General features: G+C 60.1%; 15 protein-coding genes. 12 read left to right on the top strand and 3 right to left on the bottom strand.

The features are described from left to right. The first annotated feature begins 75 nt into the window (after positions 1–75). The 4 genes from AB4P92_RS05640 (at position 76) to AB4P92_RS05625 (ending at position 5,183) form a co-directional block, all read left to right on the top strand. Complete coding sequence (locus tag AB4P92_RS05640; protein WP_042558596.1) at positions 76–1,035, top strand: tRNA-dihydrouridine synthase; 960 nt, start codon at positions 76–78, stop codon at positions 1,033–1,035. A 121-nt stretch (positions 1,036–1,156) separates the two neighbouring features. After that, entirely contained in the window at positions 1,157–1,603 is a 447-nt protein-coding gene (locus AB4P92_RS05635; RefSeq protein WP_042558597.1) for an Hsp20 family protein, read from the top strand. 182 nt (positions 1,604–1,785) lie between these two features. Beyond that, positions 1,786–2,481, top strand: coding sequence for a DUF1266 domain-containing protein (locus AB4P92_RS05630; protein WP_042558598.1), 696 nt, complete (start codon positions 1,786–1,788; stop codon positions 2,479–2,481). Then, on the top strand, positions 2,478–5,183 hold the full coding sequence (locus AB4P92_RS05625; protein ID WP_395599068.1) for a DUF805 domain-containing protein: 2,706 nt from the start codon (positions 2,478–2,480) through the stop codon (positions 5,181–5,183). The genes AB4P92_RS05630 and AB4P92_RS05625 overlap by 4 nt, the downstream gene beginning before the upstream one ends. Here AB4P92_RS05625 and AB4P92_RS05620 read toward each other — a convergent pair. The 3 genes from AB4P92_RS05620 to AB4P92_RS05610 all read right to left on the bottom strand — a co-directional run bounded on the left by AB4P92_RS05620 (position 5,180) and on the right by AB4P92_RS05610 (position 11,196). Further along, on the bottom strand, positions 5,180–6,871 hold the full coding sequence (locus AB4P92_RS05620; protein WP_115147580.1) for a molecular chaperone HscC: 1,692 nt from the start codon (positions 6,869–6,871) through the stop codon (positions 5,180–5,182). The genes AB4P92_RS05625 and AB4P92_RS05620 overlap by 4 nt on opposite strands. An 86-nt stretch (positions 6,872–6,957) precedes the next feature. Then, positions 6,958–10,236, bottom strand: coding sequence for a PAS domain S-box protein (locus AB4P92_RS05615; protein WP_395599067.1), 3,279 nt, complete (start codon positions 10,234–10,236; stop codon positions 6,958–6,960). 69 nt (positions 10,237–10,305) lie between these two features. Further along, entirely contained in the window at positions 10,306–11,196 is an 891-nt protein-coding gene (locus AB4P92_RS05610; RefSeq protein ID WP_047300450.1) for a LysR family transcriptional regulator, read from the bottom strand. Positions 11,197–11,344: 148 nt separating this feature from the next. Between AB4P92_RS05610 and leuC the strand changes: the two genes are divergently transcribed. The 8 genes from leuC to truA all read left to right on the top strand — a co-directional run bounded on the left by leuC (position 11,345) and on the right by truA (position 21,834). Further along, the gene (gene leuC, locus AB4P92_RS05605; protein WP_200614656.1) at positions 11,345–12,763 is read left to right on the top strand and encodes a 3-isopropylmalate dehydratase large subunit; all 1,419 of its coding nucleotides are present in this window, start codon (positions 11,345–11,347) and stop codon (positions 12,761–12,763) included. Positions 12,764–12,773: 10 nt separating this feature from the next. After that, positions 12,774–13,418 carry a 3-isopropylmalate dehydratase small subunit gene (gene leuD / locus AB4P92_RS05600; RefSeq protein ID WP_042558604.1) on the top strand — a complete coding sequence of 215 codons (645 nt, stop codon included), beginning with the start codon at positions 12,774–12,776 and terminating at the stop codon, positions 13,416–13,418. A 146-nt stretch (positions 13,419–13,564) separates the two neighbouring features. Beyond that, complete coding sequence (locus tag AB4P92_RS05595) at positions 13,565–14,338, top strand: class I SAM-dependent methyltransferase (protein WP_261737075.1); 774 nt, start codon at positions 13,565–13,567, stop codon at positions 14,336–14,338. Positions 14,339–14,401: 63 nt separating this feature from the next. Then, on the top strand, positions 14,402–15,484 hold the full coding sequence (leuB, locus tag AB4P92_RS05590; RefSeq protein WP_042558606.1) for a 3-isopropylmalate dehydrogenase: 1,083 nt from the start codon (positions 14,402–14,404) through the stop codon (positions 15,482–15,484). 66 nt (positions 15,485–15,550) lie between these two features. Beyond that, positions 15,551–16,663: an aspartate-semialdehyde dehydrogenase gene (gene asd / locus AB4P92_RS05585; protein ID WP_042558607.1), complete on the top strand. Its 1,113-nt coding sequence runs from the start codon at positions 15,551–15,553 to the stop codon at positions 16,661–16,663. 248 nt (positions 16,664–16,911) lie between these two features. After that, positions 16,912–17,922, top strand: a complete 1,011-nt coding sequence (locus AB4P92_RS05580) for an aspartate-semialdehyde dehydrogenase (RefSeq protein WP_042558608.1) — start codon at positions 16,912–16,914, stop codon at positions 17,920–17,922. Between the two features lie 209 nt (positions 17,923–18,131). Continuing rightward, the gene (locus tag AB4P92_RS05575; protein WP_395599066.1) at positions 18,132–20,783 is read left to right on the top strand and encodes a FimV/HubP family polar landmark protein; all 2,652 of its coding nucleotides are present in this window, start codon (positions 18,132–18,134) and stop codon (positions 20,781–20,783) included. 226 nt (positions 20,784–21,009) lie between these two features. Beyond that, entirely contained in the window at positions 21,010–21,834 is an 825-nt protein-coding gene (gene truA, locus AB4P92_RS05570; RefSeq protein WP_042558610.1) for a tRNA pseudouridine(38-40) synthase TruA, read from the top strand. Positions 21,835–21,887 lie beyond the last annotated feature (53 nt).

Below are 21,887 nucleotides of genomic sequence, written 5' to 3'. Positions count from 1 at the left end.
CTGTAGGTGGTCGTGGGTTTAACCTGCGCAATCCAGTAAACTGCCGCACGTTTTTCCTCAAGTAGTGTTTTCCCCATGCAAATTGCTCTGGCGCCCATGGAGGGGTTGGTCGACGACATCCTTCGCGACGTGCTGACCCGCGTTGGCGGCATCGACTGGTGCGTGACCGAATTTATTCGCGTCAATGACCAGTTGCTCACCCCAGCCTACTTCCACAAGTTCGGCCCGGAACTGCTCAACGGTGCCCGCACCGCGTCGGGTGTGCCGTTGCGTGTGCAGCTATTGGGCTCTGATCCGGTGTGTCTGGCGGAAAACGCTGCGTTGGCCTGCGAACTCGGCTCTGAAGTGATCGACCTCAACTTCGGCTGCCCGGCCAAAACAGTCAATAAATCCCGTGGCGGTGCGGTGCTGCTCAAAGAGCCCGAACTGCTCAACCAGATCGTCGAGCACGTGCGTCGCGCCGTGCCTGCGCACATTCCCGTCACGGCCAAGATGCGGCTGGGCTTCGACAGCCCGGATGGCTCGCTCGTCTGTGCCACGGCACTGGCCGAAGGCGGCGCCGAGCACATCGTGGTGCACGCCCGGACCAAAATGGACGGTTACAAACCGCCCGCGCACTGGGAATGGATCCCGCGCGTGCAGGAAGTGGTCAAGGTGCCGGTGTTCGCCAATGGTGATATCTGGAGCGTTGAGGACTGGCGTCGTTGCCGCGAAATCAGCGGCGTGGAAGACATCATGCTCGGCCGTGGTCTGGTTTCGCGGCCGGATCTGGCCAGGCAAATCGCCGCTGCACGCGCCGGCGAGGAAGTGGTCGAGATGACCTGGGCCGAGCTGCTGCCACTGATCCAGGATTTCTGGCTGCAAGCCAAAGCGCAGATGACCGCACGTCAATCGCCGGGCCGTTTGAAGCAGTGGCTGGCCATGTTGACCCGCAATTACCCTGAAGCCACCGAGCTGTTTACCGTGCTGCGCCGTGAGACGGAACTGGATCACGTCTCGCGTTTACTCGGTCTGCCGGTCGCCGAAGTGGCCTGAAAAAAATCTGCAAATACTCTCTTGAAATCAAATCAGCGGTCCCTATCTAAGGGTTACGCGATGCCGAATTCGGGTCGCGGAGATAAAAAACCTTGCTGATTGTTTTCAGGAGATTTGAACCATGAGTACTGCATTTTCCCTCGCGCCACTGTTCCGTTCCTCGGTAGGTTTCGACCGCTTCAACGACCTGTTCGAAACGGCCCTGCGCAACGAACCAGGCAGCAGCTATCCACCCTACAACGTGGAAAAACACGGTGACGATCAATACCGCATCGTCGTAGCCGCCGCTGGTTTCCAGGAAGAAGACCTGGAGCTGCAAGTCGAGAAGGGCGTGTTGACCATCAGTGGCGGCAAGCGTGACGCCAACGAAGACGTGACCTTCCTGCACCAGGGCATCGCCCAGCGTGCTTTCAAACTGTCCTTCCGTCTGGCCGATCACATCGAGATCAAGGCTGCCGATCTGAGCAACGGTCTGCTGAGCATCGACCTGTTGCGAGTGATCCCGGAAGAGGCGAAGGCCAAGCGCATCCCGATCAACGGGACGCAAAAACCGGTTCTGCAGCACTGATTCACGCGAAGACACACAATCGTCTGAACAAGCGATGAGCCGCTGAACGAAGGCCCCGATACGTCGGGGCCTTTTTTGTGCGCGCTGAAAACCGGCTTTGCCGCCCGGCGGCGGTTTCTCTACAATCCGCCGCAGTTTTGCCGACCTCCTATTACTCACTCGGTCGGCCTGGAGCCTTTTTCATGGATGAGATTCAACAGCGTTGGCTGTGTGCCCTGTCTGCACCGATGGCGGCGCTCAATCCTGGAGCCGGGTACGACGATCCGGCTTTCTGCGACGACAACTACATCGATCTTAAAGACAGCTGGGGCATCGACAACCGGCAGCAGCTGTTCGACATGATCGAGCGCATGGCCGATGACGGCCATGCCACGCACCTCGAAGCGGCTTATCGGGCGTGGCAGCGTTGTCTGCCGGGTGAGTGGCAGGCATTGCTTGAGCGCCTCGAACCGCGAGAGCGCATCCTGCATGAGTTTGCCAGTCGCACGTTTGGCAGTTGCGGGCCGGGTGGGATCTTGTCCTGGGACTACGGGCGGATGGGGTTTCTCTTGCGTTGCGCCGTGCGCAACCAGTGGATCGATCTGGTAGAAAGCAATTGGTTGCATGGTCGTCTGGCCGTCAGAGCGCAATACCATTACGGCAGCTGGATGGCTTACTTCAATGGTTTCCTTGTCGGCCGTTCCTTCTGGTGTTGCTTAAGTAAAAGTGACGATGAGCTGGCGTTTGAACTGGATCGACAAGGGCAGAGTTCGCATAACCTGCTGATTGCCCGTGGGCTCGACCGGAACATCCCGCAGTTCCTCGCGGACTTGCCTTGGCAGATGGCGCTTGATCTGTCGCAACGTCCCGAATCGCTCAAGGAGTTCGACTGGTCATGAGTTGCTGGATCCGCTTGGGCATCGAACCCACCACCGACGAAACCCTCATTCGCAACGCCTATCGCACGCGCCTGCCGGAACATCACCCGGAGACCGATCCCGAAGGTTTTCAGGCGCTGCGCATGGCCTACGAAAAAGCGCTTCGTCTGGCACGCGAAGGCGATGAAGAAGAACCAGAAGAATTCGAGGAATACGAAGAGCCGGAACAGACAATCATCGAGGTGCCGCAGGCCTTCGTGGATTTCTGCGAGTTGCTTGACGACCCTGTACGGCGCTTCGATTTCGCAGCCTGGCAGTCGTTTATCCGAGGGCTGGATCAACTACCTCTCGAGTCTCTCGATGACCTCAGTTGGGGCTTGTACCATCGGCTGGCTGACGCCGGGCCGCTGTCCTATCGTTGCGCAAACCTGTTGGCCGAGCGCATGGCCTGGGACCAACAGTTGCTGGATCTGTCGTTTGACGACGCTCAGCGTGTTGAAGCATTTCTGCAACGGATCAAGGCGGGTGATCCGTTCGATACGGATCTGATGAGCGCCTGGTCAGAAGCCGCGCAGACCGAATCCCTGTGGTACGCGCGCAGTCTCGATTTTATCTTCGCCCACCGTCCGCTCCATGAATTCGTCGACTTTGCCAGTCGGCACACCTGCCTGCCGTTGCCGAACGATGAAATGTACATCAAACGGCTCGTGACGCAGTTCACTCAGGCGGGCATGGGTGGGGCAGGGCTGCTGCAATGTTGCGAAGAGCAGCAGGGCAAAAACCCTGAGGATGTCGATTGGCTCTACCTGCTCGCCTGTCAAAGCACTCTACTGGGCTTGGACGATCAGGCGTGGCCGTGCTGGATCCGGCTCTGGCAGGACTATCGTCATCCGACGGCCGAAAGCCACTTGATGGCAATGTGCGCAGAACGTCAGCCGGACTTTCTGCCGCTGCTGATTCAGGCATTTGATCGAGCGCAGGTTTTCAGTGACTGGTCCCGCGACCTCGACCATGTCAGTCAGCAATATGGCAGTCCTTCACAAAGACCGGAAACCCTGGCGCGATGGATGGGCATTGGCAGTCTCGAACTTCAGGGTCTGGCCAAGGCCTTCGTCGACTGGCGCATGAGCGACGATGAGCTGCCATTGCTGGCACTGTTGCTTGGCAATCATGGCGACCCAAGGTTACAGCGACTCTATCGACATGCCTGGGCACTGCATCGCGGTGACGTGCCGCTGTTACAGCAAATGCTCGACGAACCGTTGCCGGTGGATGCCCTTGAGGCGTTGGTGCTGAGCGGATTCAAGCAACAGGCTGAGCAGCATGTGCGTTGGTTGACGCAAGCACCGATTCCGTTGGCGATGAGCGCCTACACCGATGCGAACGCGGATTCGCCCCAACTGCCCGAAGCCCTGAAGGAAGGTTTTGCGCACAGCCTCTGCCGACTCTGGTTACGCAGATTGCGTCCTTACAGCCGCACCGCGCTCGAGCGCATTGCCGAAGATTTCAAACTGAACGATGCGCACGCCACCCTCGATTTGTCAGAGCTGGCGCTGCTGCTGCAACTGAGCCAGGGCGATGTGCAGTTGCCGCCGCCGGGGGAGGCAGAGGCGCTATGGCAATGGCACGCTCAAACGCTGTTCCTGTTGGCATTGCTGGGGCAAACCGAGCGTTGGTTGCCATTGATCGATGCGCGATGGCTGGAGCAGCTGCCTTTTAACCCGGCCCATCCGCTCAGCCGGTTGCAGCCGTTGCTGCAACGCTTACTGCGTGAACAGGGTAACTGCGAGGGCTTGCTCGGCCTGCTGCAAACGGCGGACCCGGTGCATGCGCTGCTGGCCCGACAAATGTGCGGTGTGCAGGAAGCGCTCGCCAGCCTGCGACTGTTGAGCAACGACCGCCTGTTCGAATGCATGCGCAGCGATCTGAGTGCATTTGACGATGATCTGCTGGGACGAATGCTCCTGACGGCAGTGCTCTATCACTGCGGACTGTTTGACGCCAAGCAGCGGCGCTTTCTGCTCGACAGAATTACCGAAATCGTCAATCCCCAGGATTGGTTCGACGGTTTCCGCCACAGTCTGATCAAAGGCGAGCCGGCGCGCCCACCACGCGAGGCTCTGGAAGACGAAGGCGTTAACGACATCGACGCGTTTTACCTGGCGCTCGACGTGCTCAAGGACCTGGTGCTTTACGGCAATGCCGGCGTGCCACGCCAGAAAACCCTGATGCGCCTGCAACGCGCCAAGGACGATACGCAGAACGGGCTCGGTTTACGGTTTGCCTTCAGCGCATTGCTGTCGTGGTCCGAACGCTTGTTGTTGGCCAAGGCCGACACACGTCCGGTCGCCGCCACAGCGTCCTGGCGCCTGGGCACACGGTTGGGGCGTGAGGCATTTGTCGGGCAGGTGATCGGAATCGTATTGCTGACGCCGCTGTTGGCATTGTTCAGTGGCTCAATGACTTCGGCCTTCGTTGTGTTGGCCGTGGCGCTGCTGCTGTTGCTCAGTGCCATGCTGCGGCGCCTGCACGACATGGGCCGAGGCGTCGCGACCTTTCTGGTACTCGCGGGGCTGACGCCGGTTTTGCCGGTTCTGCCGCTGGTGCTGTTCGGTTTTCCTGGCGAGAAGCTGCCCAATCGCTACGGCGTGCCACCGGAGAGTTTCCGTGAGGATCCATTGTCCGGTGGATTGCAGGCAGCGTTGCGCCGGCTCATTGGCTAGAGGCGCAACTCATCCAGCGCGCTGTTGAGCTGTGCGCGGTGGCTGGCGATCTCTGACGATTGCTGGCCGCCGAGCACGGTGGTGAAACTGTGCAGCCATTCGGCAATGCGCTCGCGCTCCGTCCCCAGGCTCTGCATCCATGCGCGCTCCAGACGTGCCAGCAGCGTGCGGTTGGGTAGTGCATCGCGCGGGTGAACCTTGAGCGCGGCGAGCCGGTCATGACTGTTTTGTCGGGCCTGTTCATCGAGTCCGGTGGGGCTGCGGTCGATGCTGTGACTGTACCGTGCACCTGTTTCCAGCAGCGTGACGTCAACTTCGAGCAAGCCATTGATGTCGTAGCTGAAACGCACATCCAGTTGCTGCATGTGCTCGGTGGGCATCAGCGTGACATCGAAAGCGTCGATAAGAATGTTGTCGCGTACCCATGGACGTTCGCCCTGATACACCGCAATGCGGATTTTTTCCTGCCGTGGATGCGTCGTGTAATAGCGCTCCACCCGAGACGTTGGAATGATGGTGTTGCGCTCGATGATGGGCGAGAAGGCGCCTTCGATACCCTTGCCGCGCATGGTCTCGATGCCCAGTGTGTAAGGGCAGACGTCCGTCAGGATCAGCTCTTCCACCGCACCGTCGCGCGCCTTGCACGCCGCTTGCGTCGCCGCGCCGAGCGCGACAAGGGTGTCGGGATCCAGATGACGATAAGGCAGGCGCCCGAACAGCGTGGCGACCATCTGCTGCACCGCCGGCATTCGCGTGGCACCGCCCACCAATACCAGGCTGTCGAGATCACGGGGCTTGAGCCGGGCATCGCGCAGGGCTTGTTCGATCGGTGCGCGCAAGCGGCCGAGCAGTGGTTCCCAGATCTTCACCGCAGCGGCTTCATCCAGCGACCATTCAAATGTCTTGTCGGCATGGCGCCAGCTCAAATGCTGCGTGCCTTCACCGAGTTTGCACTTGAGCTGCTCCAGCGCATCACCCAGGCTGGCCATGCCTTGTGCATCGACCATTGACGGGGTCAATTGCCAGGCCTTGAGGCAGGCCTGCAACAGCGCGGCGGTGAAGTCTTCGCCGCCGAGGAAGTTGTCGCCGGTGGACGCATGCACTTCAATCAGCGGCAGCGCATATTCCAGCACCGTGACATCGAAGGTGCCGCCGCCCAGATCGAAAATCAGCGTGCGTTCGAATTTCTGCTCGTGCAGCCCATAGGCCATCGCGGCAGCGGTCGGCTCGTTGATCAGGCGCGTCACGGACAAACCAGCCAGTTCGGCGGCAAACAGCGTGCGTTTGCGTTGCTCGTCACTGAAATACGCCGGTACGGAAATCACTGCTTCGGATACCGGGTGGCCGAGAAAGGCTTCGGCGTCCTGCTTGAGTGAGCCGAGCACCAGTGCCGACAATTCTTCGGGGCTGAACTGACGACTGCCCAGTTCAATCTGCTTGTCGCTGCCCATGAAGCGCTTGAAAGCCGCGGCGCTGCGCTCCGGATGCGTAGTCAGTCGGGCGCGCGCAGCTTTGCCGACCAGAATCGTGTCGTCCTCATCGAGGCTGATCACCGACGGGGTCAGCACGTCGCCGAGGGCGTTGGGAATCAACCGGGCCTGACCGTCCTGCCAGACGGCGATAAGACTGTTGGTGGTGCCAAGGTCGATGCCCAGCAGGGCCGGGCGTGGGAGGGTTGCATCCTGCATGATTGATCTCGAAACGGCGCAAAAAACGCGACCCTACAGGTTGCCGCCAACACTGGCAATTGTTGGCCGGGTGCAAGCTGAGCGCGTTATGTCAGCAGCTTTTTCAAGTCCTCCAGCGGCAATGGCCGACTGTGCAGATACCCTTGGTACAAATGGCAACCCAGGCCCTGCAAAAACTCAAGCTGCTCCGGGGTTTCCACGCCTTCGGCGATCACTTCGAGTTTCAGGCTGCGGGCCATGGCGACGATGGCGCGGATGATCTCCGCGTCGTTCGGGTCAGTGGTCGCATCGAGGATAAACGACTGGTCGATTTTCAATGTGTCCACCGGCAAGCGCTTGAGATAAGTCAGCGATGAATAACCGGTGCCAAAGTCGTCCATGGCGAAACTCACACCGAGCTTTTTCAGGCGGCGCATCTTGCTGATGGTGTCCTCCAGGTTCTGGATGACGATGCCTTCGGTGATCTCCAGTTTCAGCAGCGAGCACGGCAGGCCGTGGCTGACCATGCTTTGTTCGATACGCTCGACGAAGTCGTTCTGGCGGAACTGGCGCGGGCTGATGTTGACGCACAAGCTGAAATTGAGCGGGTCGACCAGTTTCAGGGCGATCAGTTGTTTGAACGCCGAGCAGGCTTCATCAAGTATCCATGTGCCGACTTCCAGAATCAGACCGCTGTCTTCCAGAACCTTGATGAACTCGGTCGGTGACTGTGCGCCGAGTTTCGGGTGGTTCCAGCGCACCAGGGCTTCGGCGCCGATGATGCGGTTGTTCTGCGCGTCGATTTGCGGCTGGAAATGCACCCGGAACTCGCCGCGCGACAGCGCCAGGCGCAAGTCGGTCTCCATGCGCAGACGTTCGCTGGCCGCTTTCTGCATGGTGTTGTGATACATCTGCGTGGTGTTGCGCCCGGAATCCTTGGCTCGGTACAAGGCAATGTCGGCACGCTTGAGCAGGTCGGTCGGGGTAGAGCCGTGATCCGGAATCAGTGCCACGCCGATGCTTGGTGTGACTTGCAGGCGCTGGCCGTCGAGGAACATCGGTTCCGAGAGCAGTTCACGAAGGGTGTCGGCCAGTTCGCGTACCTGCAAGCTGACTTCATTGCGCGTGCCCTCCAGGCCGCTGAGCAGCACCACGAATTCATCGCCGCCCAGGCGCGCCACCGTATCCTCCATGCGCACACTGGCTTCGAGCCGCGCCGTGATGATCTTCAGCACCGTGTCGCCGACCGGATGGCCGAGTGAGTCATTGATGTGTTTGAAGTGATCGAGATCGAGAAACAGCAAGGCGCCGCGCAGATTGTGGCGTTTGAGCAGGGCGATCTGCTGGCTCAGCCGATCCATCAACAACGCACGGTTGGGCAGGTTGGTCAGCGGATCGTGGTACGCCAGATGGCGGATTTGTGCTTCAGCATTTTTCAACAGGCTGACGTCTCGGGCCGTCAGCAGCAGGCAAGCCGTTTCATTCAGGGTGATCGGCTCCACCGAGACTTCCACCGTGAGAATTTCCCCGCGCTTGTTGCGCCCGAGCATTTCCTGATGGTGCACGCGGCCCTTGATCTGCAATTCGGCGAGCAGGGCCGAACGTTGTTTCTCCTCGGCCCAGATCCCGACCTGATACACGGTTTTACCCACCACTTCATCGGCGCGATATCCGGTGAGGCGACAGAAACCGTCGTTGACCTCCAGATAGCGCCCGGTGTCGCGCTCGGTGATGGTGATGGCGTCGGGGCTGGAGTGAAACGCCTTGGCGAACTTCTCTTCACTGGCCTTGAGTGCCGCTTCCGAACGTTGCTGCTGGGTGATATCGCGCAATGTGGTGACGATGCACGGTTGATCGCCAACGCTGATCTGCCGACTGGAAATCACGCAGGTCAACGACTGGCCGTCCTTGTGCTGGACGATGATCGCGACATTGCTCAGGCCTTGTTCGCGGATCACCCGTTCGATGCGCTGCAGACTTTTCGCCGATGCGTCCCACAGGCCGATGTCTTCGGCGGTGCGGCCGATTACGTCGGCGGCGCTCCAGCCAAAGGTCTGGGTGAAACTGTTGTTGATTTCGATGAACTCGCCGCTGTCCTGACGGGTGACGCAGATCGGGTCGGGGCTGACCTGGAACAGCGTGGCGAATTTCTCTTCCGAGGCCACCAGGCGTTGTTCGCGTTCGACCTGATCGGTGATGTCGAGCAAAGTGCCGGCCATGCGCAATGGCGCGCCATTGTCGTTGCGATAGAGGCGGGCGCGGCTTTCCAGATAACGTGAGCTGCCGTCCGGCAATTGCACGCGATACGTCAGTTGGTAATTGCCCGCCGGGCCTTCGCGCAGGCTGCGATAGGCGTCGCGCATGCTGTCGCGCTCCTCGCCGGGCACACCTTCGAAAAACTCGTCGAACGATTCATGGAACGGTTTCGGGTCCAGTCCGTGCAATTGCGCCGCGCGTGCCGAGCCATAGAGCATGCCGCTGGGAATGTGCCAGTCCCAGGTGCCGAGCTGCGCCGAGTCGAGCGCCAGGTCGAGGCGTTCCTGGCTGTCTTTCAAGGCGTGTTCCGCAGCTTTGCGCTCGGTGGTGTCGAGGAACGTGCTCAGCAGATAAGGCTGGCCTTCGAGTTCGACCTTTTGCGCACTGAGAATGCCGTCATGGATCTGCCCGTTGCTGGCGCGAAACTGCACTTCCATGCTGATCAGTTCGCCCTTGGCCTTGGTCTTCTTGACCAGTTCGCCGCGCTGCTCAGGGTGCACCCACAGGCCCAGTTCCAGGGTGGTGCGGCCAATCGCGCTTTGCACCGGCCAGCCGAACAGGCTTTCGAAATACTGGTTGGCTTCGCTGATCAAACCGTCTTCCTGGCGGGTCAGCAGCACCATATTCGGGCACAGATGAAACAGCGTGGCGAAACGTTTCTCTGAACTGCTCAGGGCTTGTTCGCGTTGCCGCTGGTGCGTGATTTCGCGAATCACCCCAATCATTCGGGGGCGGCCGTTTTTGTCTGGCAGCAGGCTGCCGTTGATCTCCAGCCAATGCAGGCTGCCGTCGGGCCAGCGGATGCGGTGATGCATCGCCTGTTCCAGCGGGGCGCCGGCAATTACCGCGTGGAAGGCGCGCACGGTTTTTGCCCGGTCTTCGGGTGGTAGCAAATCCAGGTATTCGAGATCTTCCGGCAGCGGCTGGCGCGGATCGAAGCCGAACAATGCCTGCGTGCCACGCGACCAACTGATCTGACCGCGCTCGATATCCCAATACCAGGCGCCGAGCCGCGCACCGTTCAGCGCTGCGAGCAATTGCGGCGCGCTCTCCCAGCTCTGCTCGGAATGTCGCGGGTCAATCGCTTGAATGCGCGGCATCGGCGGAATTCGGTCAACAGATTTCGGCATTATCGACAGGCCTTGAGCGGGTGGTGGCGTTTAGGCACAGGGGCAGCGGCTCTATAGGATTAGCACAAGTTAGCCCTGAGTCCCTGGCAGATCGATTTGTGCATCCAGCAAGGCCATAAAAGCTCTTGCTGCATTCGATAGCGTCCGTTCGGTGTGCACGATATAGCCTAGCTGGCGACTGAGCTGTATGCCCGGCAATGCGATGCTTGCCACCTGTTCATCGAGCATGGTGCGCGGCAGCACGCTCCATGCCAGGCCAATGGAGACCATCATTTTGATGGTTTCCAGGTAGTTGGTGCTCATCGCGATGTTCGGTGTCAGCCCCTGGGCCTCGAACAAACGTTGGACAATATGGTGCGTAAATGTGTTGCCGCCGGGGAAAACCGCCGGATGGCCGGCGATGTCCGCCAGACTGACGGCGCCATTACTGATCAATGAATGCTCCGGGGCGACTACGAAGTCCAGCGGGTCATCCCACACCGGTGTGGCTTTGACCAGCGTGTGCGGCTCGGGGGCAAGGGTGATGACCGCCAGTTCCGCGCGGCCGTGGAGTATTTCTTCGTAGGCCACTTCCGAATCGAGAAACTGAATATCCAGCGCGACCTGTGGGTAGCAGCGGGTGAACTCCCTCAATAGCGGCGGCAAGCGGTGCAGGCCAATGTGATGACTGGTGGCCAATGTAAGGCGGCCGCTGACTTCGCCGGTCAGGTTGGTCAGTGCGCGACGGGTGTCGTCCAGCACATTGAGAATCTGATAAGCCCGTGGCAGCAGGGCGCGACCAGCTTCGGTCAGGCCGACTTCGCGACCCAGTCGATCAAACAGGCGCACCTTGAGTTGCTGCTCCAGACCGGCGATACGCTTGCTGATAGCCGGTTGTGTCAGGTGCAGCCGCTCACCGGCGCCGGAGAAACTGCCGGTCTCGGCAATGGCGATAAAAGCGTTGAGGTTGGCCAGATCCATGGTTGTATTCCAGTTGGTTATCCAAAGCATAAAAAATATGAATTTGAGTTATTTAATCTAACCCCATAGGATCGACCTCACAAGCCAAAGGGTTATTGAATCTCTCAAATACCCAGGGCATAGAAACAAGCTGATGAGGAACCGTCTGATGGCCGGCAAAACGCTCTACGACAAACTCTGGGATTCGCATTTGGTCAAGCAGCGCGACGATGGCTCTGCGTTGATCTACATCGATCGTCACATCATTCACGAAGTGACTTCGCCGCAAGCCTTTGAAGGTCTGCGTCTGGCCGGGCGCAAGCCTTGGCGCATCGATGCCAACATCGCGACCCCGGACCACAACGTACCGACGACCCCGGAGCGCAAGGGTGGCATCGAAGCCATCGCCGACCAGGTCTCGCGTTTGCAGGTTCAGACCCTCGATGACAACTGTGATGAATACGGCATCGTCGAGTTCAAGATGAACGACGTCCGCCAAGGCATCGTCCACGTGATCAGCCCGGAGCAGGGCGCGACCTTGCCGGGCATGACCGTGGTCTGCGGCGACTCGCACACCTCGACCCACGGCGCGTTCGGCGCTCTGGCTCACGGTATCGGCACTTCCGAGGTCGAGCATGTGCTCGCCACTCAGTGCCTGGTCGCCAAGAAAATGAAAAACATGCTGGTATCCGTCGAAGGCCAATTGCCGTTCGGCGTGACCGCCAAGGACATCGTCCTCGCCGTGATCGGCAAGATCGGCACCGCCGGCGGTAACGGCCATGCCATCGAATTCGCCGGCAGCGCGATTCGCGATTTGTCCGTCGAAGGCCGCATGACCATCTGCAACATGTCCATCGAAGCCGGCGCCCGCGTGGGTCTGGTGGCGGCGGATCAAAAAACTGTCGATTACGTCAAGGGCCGTCCGTTCGCACCGAAGGGCGCCGAGTGGGAGATGGCCGTCGAGTCCTGGAAAGATCTTGTGTCCGACGCCGACGCCAAATTCGACACCGTGGTCGAACTCGACGCCGCGCAGATCAAGCCGCAAGTCAGCTGGGGCACTTCGCCGGAAATGGTCTTGGCCGTTGATCAGAACGTGCCGGACCCGGACAAGGAAATGGATCTGGTCAAACGCGACTCGATCGTCCGCGCCCTGAAATACATGGGTTTGACCGCCAATCAGGCGATCACCGACATTCAACTCGATCGCGTATTCATCGGTTCCTGCACCAACTCGCGGATCGAAGATTTGCGTGCCGCCGCTGTCATTGCCAAGGGCCGCAAGGTGGCTTCGACCATCAAGCAAGCCATCGTCGTGCCGGGCTCGGGTCTGGTGAAGGCGCAGGCCGAGTCTGAAGGTCTGGACAAGATTTTCCTCGAAGCCGGTTTTGAATGGCGTGAACCCGGTTGCTCAATGTGTCTGGCGATGAACCCGGACCGTTTGGAGTCCGGCGAGCATTGCGCCTCGACGTCCAACCGCAACTTCGAAGGCCGTCAGGGCGCCGGTGGCCGCACACACCTCGTCAGCCCGGCGATGGCGGCGGCTGCGGCGGTGAACGGTCGTTTCATCGACGTTCGTGAATTGATTTAAGGAGCGCAGCATGAAAGCTTTTACCCAGCACACTGGCCTTGTCGCGCCTTTGGATCGTGCCAATGTCGACACCGACCAGATCATTCCCAAGCAGTTCTTGAAGTCGATCAAACGCACCGGTTTCGGCCCGAACCTGTTCGATGAATGGCGCTACCTCGATGTCGGGCAACCGTATCAGGACAACTCCAAGCGCCCGTTGAACAAGGATTTCGTGCTCAACGCCGAGCGTTACCAAGGCGCCAGCGTGTTGCTGGCCCGCGAGAACTTCGGTTGCGGCTCCAGCCGTGAACACGCGCCATGGGCGCTGGAAGAGTACGGTTTTCGCAGCATCATCGCGCCGAGCTACGCCGACATCTTCTTCAACAACAGCTTCAAGAACGGCTTGCTGCCGATCATCTTGAGCGACGCTGAAGTCGATGAACTGTTCAAGCAGGTTGAAGCTGAGCCGGGCTATCAATTGCAGGTCGACCTGCAAGCACAAACCGTGACGCGTCCGGATGGCAAGGTTTACCGCTTTGAGATCGATGCGTTCCGCAAGCATTGCCTGCTCAACGGTCTGGACGATATCGGCCTGACCTTGCAAGACCACGAAGCGATTGCGACGTTTGAAGCGAAGCATCGCGTGAGCCAGCCGTGGTTGTTCCGCGACGCGTGATTGATTCGAGATTGATGTAGTCAGGGCCGGCCCCATCGCTGGCAAGCCAGCTCCCACAGGTTTTGTGAACACCGCAAATTACTGTGGGAGCTGGCTTGCCAGCGATGAGGCCGGAACAAGCACCACAAGATTCAAGGAAAGTCCCCATGACCAGCACCGCCCAGCACAGTCAGGTTGTACAAAAGCAATTCGGTGAACAGGCCGCCGCCTACCTGAGCAGCGCCGTTCACGCGCAAGGTACCGAATTCGCACTGCTACAAGCTGAACTGGCAGGGCAGGGCGACGCCCGGTTGCTGGACCTGGGGTGTGGCGCCGGCCATGTGAGTTTTCACGTGGCGCCACTGGTCAGGGAAGTGGTCGCCTATGACTTGTCGCAGCAGATGCTCGACGTCGTGGCTGCTGCTGCCGTCGATCGCGGCATGAGCAATATCGCCACGGTCAACGGGGCGGCCGAGCGTCTGCCGTTTGCCGATGGCGAATTCGATTTCGTGTTCAGCCGTTATTCGGCGCATCACTGGAGCGATCTTGGTGTGGCCCTGCGCGAAGTACGCCGGGTGCTGAAGCCGGGTGGTGTGGCGGCGTTCATCGATGTGTTGTCGCCGGGCAGCCCGTTGTTCGACACTTACCTGCAAAGCGTCGAAGTGCTGCGCGACACCAGCCATGTGCGCGATTATTCTGCCGGCGAATGGTTGCGGCAGGTCAGCGAGGCGGGTTTGCATACGCGTAGCACTGCGCGCCAACGTCTGCGTCTGGAGTACAGCAGTTGGGTCGAGCGCATGCGCACACCTGAAGTGATGCGCGCCGCGATCCGCCAGTTGCAGCAGTCGATGGGCAAAGAAGTACGCGAATATTTCGAGATCGAAGCCGATGGCTCGTTCAGTACAGATGTGATCGTGCTCTGGGCTGAAAAACAGTTCTAGAACGACAAGAATTTTTCCGGGCGCGTCCGTTGATGGCGCACCGACTGAAGACACGAGGAAAGCATGAGCAAGCAGATTCTGATTCTCCCAGGCGACGGTATTGGTCCGGAAATCATGGCCGAAGCGGTCAAGGTGCTGGAATTGGCCAACGACAAGTACAGCCTGGGTTTCGAGCTGAGCCATGACGTGATCGGTGGCGCGGCCATCGACAAGCACGGCGTGCCACTGGCCGACGAAACCCTCGACCGTGCCCGCGCTGCCGATGCAGTGCTGCTTGGCGCTGTCGGTGGCCCGAAATGGGACACCATCGAGCGTGACATCCGCCCTGAGCGCGGTCTGCTGAAAATCCGTGCGCAACTGGGCCTGTTCGGCAATCTGCGTCCGGCGATCCTGTACCCGCAACTGGCCGATGCTTCGAGCCTGAAGCCGGAAATCGTTGCCGGCCTGGACATCCTGATCGTCCGTGAGCTGACCGGCGGCATCTACTTCGGCGCGCCGCGCGGCACCCGCACGCTGGAAAACGGCGAGCGTCAGGCCTACGACACCCTGCCATACAGCGAAAGCGAGATCCGTCGCATCGCCCGTGTCGGTTTCGACATGGCCATGGTGCGTGGCAAGAAGCTGTGCTCGGTGGACAAGGCCAACGTGCTGGCCTCCAGCCAACTGTGGCGTGAAGTGGTCGAGCAGGTCGCCAAGGATTACCCGGAAGTCGAACTGAGCCACATGTACGTCGACAACGCCGCCATGCAACTGGTGCGCGCACCGAAGCAGTTCGACGTGATCGTCACCGACAACCTGTTCGGCGACATCCTCTCCGACGAAGCGTCGATGCTTACCGGTTCCATCGGCATGCTGCCGTCGGCCTCGCTCGACTCCAACAACAAGGGCATGTACGAGCCTTGCCACGGTTCGGCGCCGGACATTGCCGGCAAGGGCATTGCCAACCCGTTGGCGACCATTTTGTCGGTGTCGATGATGCTGCGTTACAGCTTCAATCTGCATGACGCGGCCGATGCCATCGAGAAAGCCGTCAGCGTGGTTCTGGATCAGGGCCTGCGCACCGGCGACATCTATTCGGCCGGTTGCACCAAAGTCGGTACGCAGGAAATGGGCGACGCAGTAGTCGCCGCGCTGCGGAATCTGTAATCTCTCGGGCCCGCTGCGAAATTCAATACAAAGCAGCGGCCCACTTTTCAAGAAGGTGTAGTTGCGATGAAACGTGTAGGTCTGATCGGTTGGCGCGGTATGGTCGGTTCCGTGCTCATGCAGCGGATGCTGGAAGAGCAGGATTTCGATCTTATCGAGCCGGTGTTTTTCACCACTTCCAATGTCGGTGGCCAAGGCCCGTCCGTGGGCAAGGACATTGCTCCGCTCAAGGACGCTTACAGCATTGAAGAGCTGAAGACCCTCGACGTGATCCTGACCTGCCAGGGCGGCGACTACACCAGCGAAGTGTTCCCCAAGCTGCGCGAAGCCGGCTGGCAGGGTTACTGGATCGACGCAGCTTCCAGCCTGCGCATGAACGATGACGCGGTCATCATTCTTGATCCGGTCAACCGCAAGGTCATCGACCAGCAGCTGGATGCGGGCACCAAGAACTACATCGGCGGCAATTGCACCGTCAGCCTGATGCTGATGGGCCTGGGCGGTCTGTTCGAGGCCGGGCTGGTCGAGTGGATGAGCGCCATGACGTATCAGGCGGCCTCCGGTGCCGGCGCGCAGAACATGCGTGAACTGATCAAGCAAATGGGCGCGACCCACGCCGCTGTTGCCGAGCAACTGGCCGATCCTGCCAGCGCGATCCTCGACATCGACCGTCGTGTAGCCGACGCCATGCGCAGCGAAGCCTACCCGACCGAAAACTTCGGCGTACCGTTGGCCGGCAGCCTGATCCCATGGATCGACAAGGAACTGCCGAACGGCCAGAGCCGCGAAGAGTGGAAGGCCCAGGCCGAGACCAACAAGATTCTCGGTCGCTTCAAGAGCCCGATCCCGGTCGATGGCATCTGCGTGCGCATCGGCGCCATGCGTTGCCACAGCCAGGCGCTGACCATCAAGCTAAACAAAGACGTACCGATCGCCGACATCGAAGGGCTGATCAGCCAGCACAACCCTTGGGTCAAACTGGTACCGAATCAGCGCGAGATCAGCATGCAGGAGCTGAGCCCGACCAAGGTCACCGGCACCCTGAATGTTCCGGTCGGTCGTCTGCGCAAGCTGAACATGGGCACCCAGTATCTGGGCGCCTTCACCGTCGGCGACCAACTGCTGTGGGGCGCGGCCGAACCGCTGCGTCGCATGCTGCGGATTTTGCTTGAGCGTTGATCGTTTGAAGCAATGAAAAACCCGCGCCTTGCGAGAGGCGCGGGTTTTTTTATGCTTCAAGGTTCTCGATTGCCTGATTTGGCGCCTTCGCGAGCAGGCTCGCTCCCACCTTTGGAATGCATTCACCTGTGGGAGCGAGCCTGCTCGCGAAGGGGGCGTTATAGGCGCCACAAATCCCCGGCAGAAATTGCCTGTGCGCCAGTCACCCGGTAAAGTGCCGCTCCCCCCGTTTCGCCAGAGGCCGCACCATGACCCAGACCCTTGATATTGCCGTGATCGGCGCCACCGGTACTGTCGGCGAAACCCTCGTACAGATTCTTGAAGAGCGTAATTTCCCGATCGGCAACCTGCACCTGCTGGCCAGCAGCGAATCCGCCGGCAGCTCGGTGCTGTTCCGTAACAAGAACGTGCGCGTACGTGAGGTCGACGAATTCGATTTCAGCAAGGTCAAACTGGTGTTCTTCGCCGCCGGTCCAGCCATCACCCTGAGCTACGCCGCCCGCGCCCACGCCGCTGGTTGCTCGCTGATCGACCTGTCCGGCGCCTTGCCGGCCGATCAGGCGCCGCAAGTGGTGCCGGAAGCCAATGCTGATGTGCTCGCCGGCTTGAAAGCGCCATTCCAGGTCAGCAGCCCGAGCCCGTCGGCGACCACGCTTGCCGTGGTGCTCGCGCCGTTGCTCGATCTGATCGATCTGCAATACGTCAACGTCACCGCCAACCTGGCCGTTTCCGCCCAGGGGCGTGAAGCCGTCGCCGAGCTGGCACGCCAGACCGCCGAGCTGCTGAACATGCGCCCGTTGGAGCCCAAGTTTTTTGATCGGCAGATGGCGTTCAACCTGCTGGCGCAGGTCGGCACGCCTGACGCGCAGGGCCATACGCTGCTGGAAAAACGCCTGGTGCGTGAGTTGCGTCAGGTGCTGGCGCAGCCTTTATTAAAGATTTCCGCAAGTTGCGTTCAAGCCCCGGTGTTTTTTGGCGATAGCCTTAGCGTGACCTTGCAGTCAGCGCAGGCCGTCGACCTGAAAAAGGTCAATGCTGCGCTGGAAGCTGCGTCGGGCATTGAACTGGTCGATGCGGGTGATTACCCGACGGCAGTCGGAGACGCGGTGGGGCAGGACGTGGTCTATGTCGGTCGTGTTCGCAGTGGTGTCGATGACCCGGCGGAACTTAATCTGTGGCTGACGTCAGATAACGTGCGCAAAGGCGCAGCACTCAATGCTGTGCAGGTTGCCGAGTTGTTGATAAAAGACCTGCTGTAAAAGATACTTGGCAACAATTTGTCGACTGATTCTAGCTGGGCGCTATGCTTGGCCGAAGCAGTTGATAACGTGTCACCCTCCGGGACTTTCCGGGGCATCAAAGAAATGATCGCGCGCGGCAGTCTGTCGTCGTCGCGCGCAATGCCTTACGGCAGCGATATTCAACATCTTCTCGCTGGCCGAGGAACGTTCAAACAAAGGATGAGGCTATGGTTCAAGTTCGCAAACTGGTGTTAGCAATAGCGGCCGCCTCGGCGCTGTCCTCCGGTATGGCGCATGCCCTCGGGCTCGGGGAGCTGACCCTGAAGTCGACCCTGAACCAGCCGCTGGTGGCTGAAATCGAGCTGCTCGACGTCAAGGATCTCACCGCTGCCGAAGTGGTGCCGAGCCTGGCCTCGCCGGAAGACTTTGCCAAGGCCGGCGTCGATCGCCAGGCCTTCCTCAATGATCTGACGTTCACCCCCGTACTCAACGCCAGCGGCAAAAGCGTGCTGCGCGTGACCTCGAGCAAGCCACTGTCGGAACCGATGGTGAAATTCCTCGTCCAGGTGATGTGGCCAAATGGCCGTTTGTTGCGCGATTACAGCGTACTGCTGGATCCGTCGAAGTTTTCGCCGCAGACCGCTGACGCCGCTGCGCAACCGGCGCCGTCGCAAACCATCACTGCACCGACCACCGGCGCCACACACCCGACGCAATACACCACCACCCCGCGTGACACCTTGTGGGAAATTGCGGCGAAGGCCCGTAACGGCGGTTCGGTGCAGCAGACGATGCTGGCCATTCAGGCGTTGAACCCGGATGCGTTTATCGGCGGCAACATCAACCGCCTGAAAGTCGGCCAGGTCCTGCGTCTTCCGGATTCGGTGCAAAGCACTGCGCTGCCACAGTCGGCGGCCATCGCTGAAGTCGCAGCACAAAACGAAGCCTGGCGTCAGGGTCGTCGTTATGTGGCCAAACCTGGCACCGGTCAGCAGCAACTTGATGCGACCAACCGTGGTCGCGGCAATACGGGCGCTGCGCCTGACGCGCAAGACAACCTGAGCCTGGTTTCTGCTGAAAGCGCCAAGGCGCGCGGCAAAGGTCCGGCGGGCGACGCCACGGCCCTGAGCGACAAGCTCGCGGTCACTCAGGAAAACCTCGACACGACCCTTCGTGACAACGAGGAACTGAAAAGCCGCATGACCGATCTGCAAAGTCAGCTGGACAAGCTGCAACGTCTGATCGAGTTGAAGAACAATCAATTGGCGAAGATGCAGGCCGAAGGGGCGGGCGCTGCTCCAGACGCTAATCCGGCGGTGCCTGCGATCACTGCCGAGTTGGCCGCCACACCGCCAGCAACACCGGCAGAAGCAGCTCCGACACCAGAGTCCGCCATTGCACCGCCGGCCGAGACGCCAGTTGAGCCAGTGGTCGAGCCGGTGGTCGAAACCACACCTGTCGCCGATGACGAAAAAACCTTCAACGAACTGCTGACCAATCCGATCTTGCTGGGTCTGGTCGGTGGCGGTGCCGTGGTCCTGCTGTTGTTGCTGTTGCTGCTGGCCCGTCGCCGCAAAGCCCAGCAGGAAGCCGAGAAGCATGTGCGCATGGCCCGCGCCCTGGCTGAGGAACAAGAGTTCTCCGCCGAGCAGGATCTGCCGGAAAGCAGCTTCGAAGGTCTGGAAACCCCGGCCGCGAGCGTCAAACTCAACACTCCGGCTCCGGCTCCGGCACCAGCGCCAGTAGTCGCCCCGATTGTGGCACCAATCGTCATGGCCGAGCCAATCGCTGCGCCGCTGGTTGCCCCGGCAGGCGAGCGCTCCGATGATGTCCTCGAAAAGGCTCAATCGCACATCAACGCCGGGCGTCTGAATCAGGCTGCTGCGTTGCTGGAAGAGGGCATTAGCCTTGAGTCGCAGCGCAGTGATCTGCGTCTGAAGCTGATGGAAGTCTATGGTCAGCAGGGTGATCGCGATGCTTTCGTAGGCCAGGAGCGTCAGTTGGTGGCCAATGGCGACAACTTCGCCAAGGTCGAAGAGCTGAAAAGCCGTTTCCCGGCCATGGCAGTAGCGGTTGCCGGTGGTTTGGCCGCCGCCGCCATTGCAGCCGAGCTGGACGCCCAGTACGTCAAGGAATTGCTGCTGGATGAGCCCGAAACGCCTGAGCCGTCGCCAGCAACGGACGATCTGGACAGCGCGTTCGACCTGAGTCTGGACGATCTCGACAACATCACTCCGGTGGAACCGGCGCCAATCGTTGAACCCGAAGCGCCTGTCGAACTGGACGAGTTCCCGTCGGACGACGATCTGAGCTTTGAATCGGTGCTGCAACAGCAGACCGACATCAAAGAGAATCTGGATGATCTGTCGGATTTCGACCTGGATCTGGACCTTGGCGCAGAGCCGGCTCCTGCTCCAGCACCGTTGGCCGATGATGACTTCCTGCTGGATCTGGATGACGGCGTGAAGGATTTGTCGCCGGTAGAGCCACCGGTCGTCGCCGATTTGCCGCAGGATGACCTGGAGCTGCCAGCCGATTTCGACCTGTCGCTGGCTGACGAGATGGACACCAACCCGGCGGGAGAGCCTGATGCATTTGCCGCCGAGCTGGATGACGTCAACGCCGAGCTGGATCGCCTGTCGCAGAGCATCGCCGAGCCGACGTTCACCGAGGCCGATGCGGCGCTGGGTGATGATTTGGGTGAAGACGATTTCGACTTCCTCGCGGGCACCGACGAAGCAGCCACCAAACTTGATCTGGCCCAGGCCTACATCGACATGGGCGACAGCGACGGCGCGCGCGACATCCTCAACGAAGTGTTGACCGAGGGTGACGAGAAGCAGCGCGGCGAAGCCAAGGACATGCTCTCGAGCCTGTAGTAGTTTCAGTTGTAAACAAAAACGGCAGCCCAAGAGGCTGCCGTTTTTGTTTGGCTCACTGGATCAAGAGATCGCAGCCTTCGGCAGCTCCTACAGGAAAACGCCGATTCTTGTGTAGGAGCTGCCGAAGGCTGCGATCTTTTGATCTTGAGGCCTTATAATGCCGGCCTTTGCAAAAACAGCAGGCTGTCCCACCTTGGCAAACATAGATAACCCGGTCGCCGAAATGGCCCCCGACGGCTTTTACCGCGTTGCGCTGGGCGTTGAATACAAAGGCTCGCGCTACAGTGGCTGGCAGCGTCAGTTAACCGGAGTGGCGACGGTGCAGGAAGCGCTTGAAAAAGCCTTGTCGAAAGTCGCCAACGCGCCCGTTTCCTTGCAGTGCGCCGGGCGTACCGATGCGGGTGTGCATGCCTGCGGACAAGTGGTGCATTTCGACACGCAGGTCGACCGCTCGCTGAAGGCCTGGGTAATGGGCGCCAACATCAACCTGCCTCACGACATCAGTGTCAGTTGGGCGCGGGTGATGCCGGCGCATTTCCATGCGCGGTTCAAGGCCATCGCCCGGCGCTATCGTTATGTGATCTACAACGATCAGATTCGCCCGGCCCATCTCAATGAAGAAATCACCTGGAATCACCGTCCGCTGGACGCTGAGCGCATGGCCGAAGCCGCGCAGTATCTGATTGGCACCCACGATTTCAGTGCGTTCCGTGCCGGCCAGTGCCAGGCGAAATCGCCGATCAAGAAGATGCATCACCTGCGCGTGACCCGTCACGGCAAGATGATCGTGCTCGACATCCGCGCCAACGCATTCCTGCACCACATGGTGCGCAACATCGCCGGCGTCCTGATGACCATCGGTGCTGGCGAGCGGCCGGTCGAGTGGATGAAGGAAGTGCTGGAAAGTCGCGAGCGCCGGTCTGGCGGCGTGACAGCGCATCCTTACGGCTTGTATCTGGTGCAAGTCGAGTACCACGACGAATTTCCGCTGCCCGAGCGTTTTATCGGTCCTCATTTCCTTACGGGTTTCTCCGAACTTGACGGCTGACGCCCTCGAACGCTTTTGTTACCATCCGGGACTTTCCCGGATTCTGCCTCGGA

It is taken from the genome of Pseudomonas sp. A0308 (genome assembly GCF_044218815.1).
Taxonomy (GTDB): domain Bacteria; phylum Pseudomonadota; class Gammaproteobacteria; order Pseudomonadales; family Pseudomonadaceae; genus Aquipseudomonas; species Aquipseudomonas iridis.
This window is presented reverse-complemented; position numbering and strand designations above follow the sequence as displayed.

Excerpts from the sequence above, each read along its gene's own strand:
- AB4P92_RS05595 (WP_261737075.1), top strand. The coding sequence starts at position 13,565 with ATGACCAGCACCGCCCAGCACAGTCAGGTTGTACAAAAGCAATTCGGT.
- AB4P92_RS05580 (WP_042558608.1), top strand. The coding sequence starts at position 16,912 with ATGACCCAGACCCTTGATATTGCCGTGATCGGCGCCACCGGTACTGTC.
- AB4P92_RS05635 (WP_042558597.1), top strand. The coding sequence starts at position 1,157 with ATGAGTACTGCATTTTCCCTCGCGCCACTGTTCCGTTCCTCGGTAGGT.
- leuD (WP_042558604.1), top strand. The coding sequence starts at position 12,774 with ATGAAAGCTTTTACCCAGCACACTGGCCTTGTCGCGCCTTTGGATCGT.
- AB4P92_RS05615 (WP_395599067.1), bottom strand. The coding sequence starts at position 10,236 with ATGCCGAAATCTGTTGACCGAATTCCGCCGATGCCGCGCATTCAAGCG.
- AB4P92_RS05575 (WP_395599066.1), top strand. The coding sequence starts at position 18,132 with ATGGTTCAAGTTCGCAAACTGGTGTTAGCAATAGCGGCCGCCTCGGCG.
- truA (WP_042558610.1), top strand. The coding sequence starts at position 21,010 with ATGGCCCCCGACGGCTTTTACCGCGTTGCGCTGGGCGTTGAATACAAA.
- AB4P92_RS05610 (WP_047300450.1), bottom strand. The coding sequence starts at position 11,196 with ATGGATCTGGCCAACCTCAACGCTTTTATCGCCATTGCCGAGACCGGC.
- AB4P92_RS05630 (WP_042558598.1), top strand. The coding sequence starts at position 1,786 with ATGGATGAGATTCAACAGCGTTGGCTGTGTGCCCTGTCTGCACCGATG.
- AB4P92_RS05625 (WP_395599068.1), top strand. The coding sequence starts at position 2,478 with ATGAGTTGCTGGATCCGCTTGGGCATCGAACCCACCACCGACGAAACC.
- leuC (WP_200614656.1), top strand. The coding sequence starts at position 11,345 with ATGGCCGGCAAAACGCTCTACGACAAACTCTGGGATTCGCATTTGGTC.
- AB4P92_RS05640 (WP_042558596.1), top strand. The coding sequence starts at position 76 with ATGCAAATTGCTCTGGCGCCCATGGAGGGGTTGGTCGACGACATCCTT.
- AB4P92_RS05620 (WP_115147580.1), bottom strand. The coding sequence starts at position 6,871 with ATGCAGGATGCAACCCTCCCACGCCCGGCCCTGCTGGGCATCGACCTT.
- leuB (WP_042558606.1), top strand. The coding sequence starts at position 14,402 with ATGAGCAAGCAGATTCTGATTCTCCCAGGCGACGGTATTGGTCCGGAA.
- asd (WP_042558607.1), top strand. The coding sequence starts at position 15,551 with ATGAAACGTGTAGGTCTGATCGGTTGGCGCGGTATGGTCGGTTCCGTG.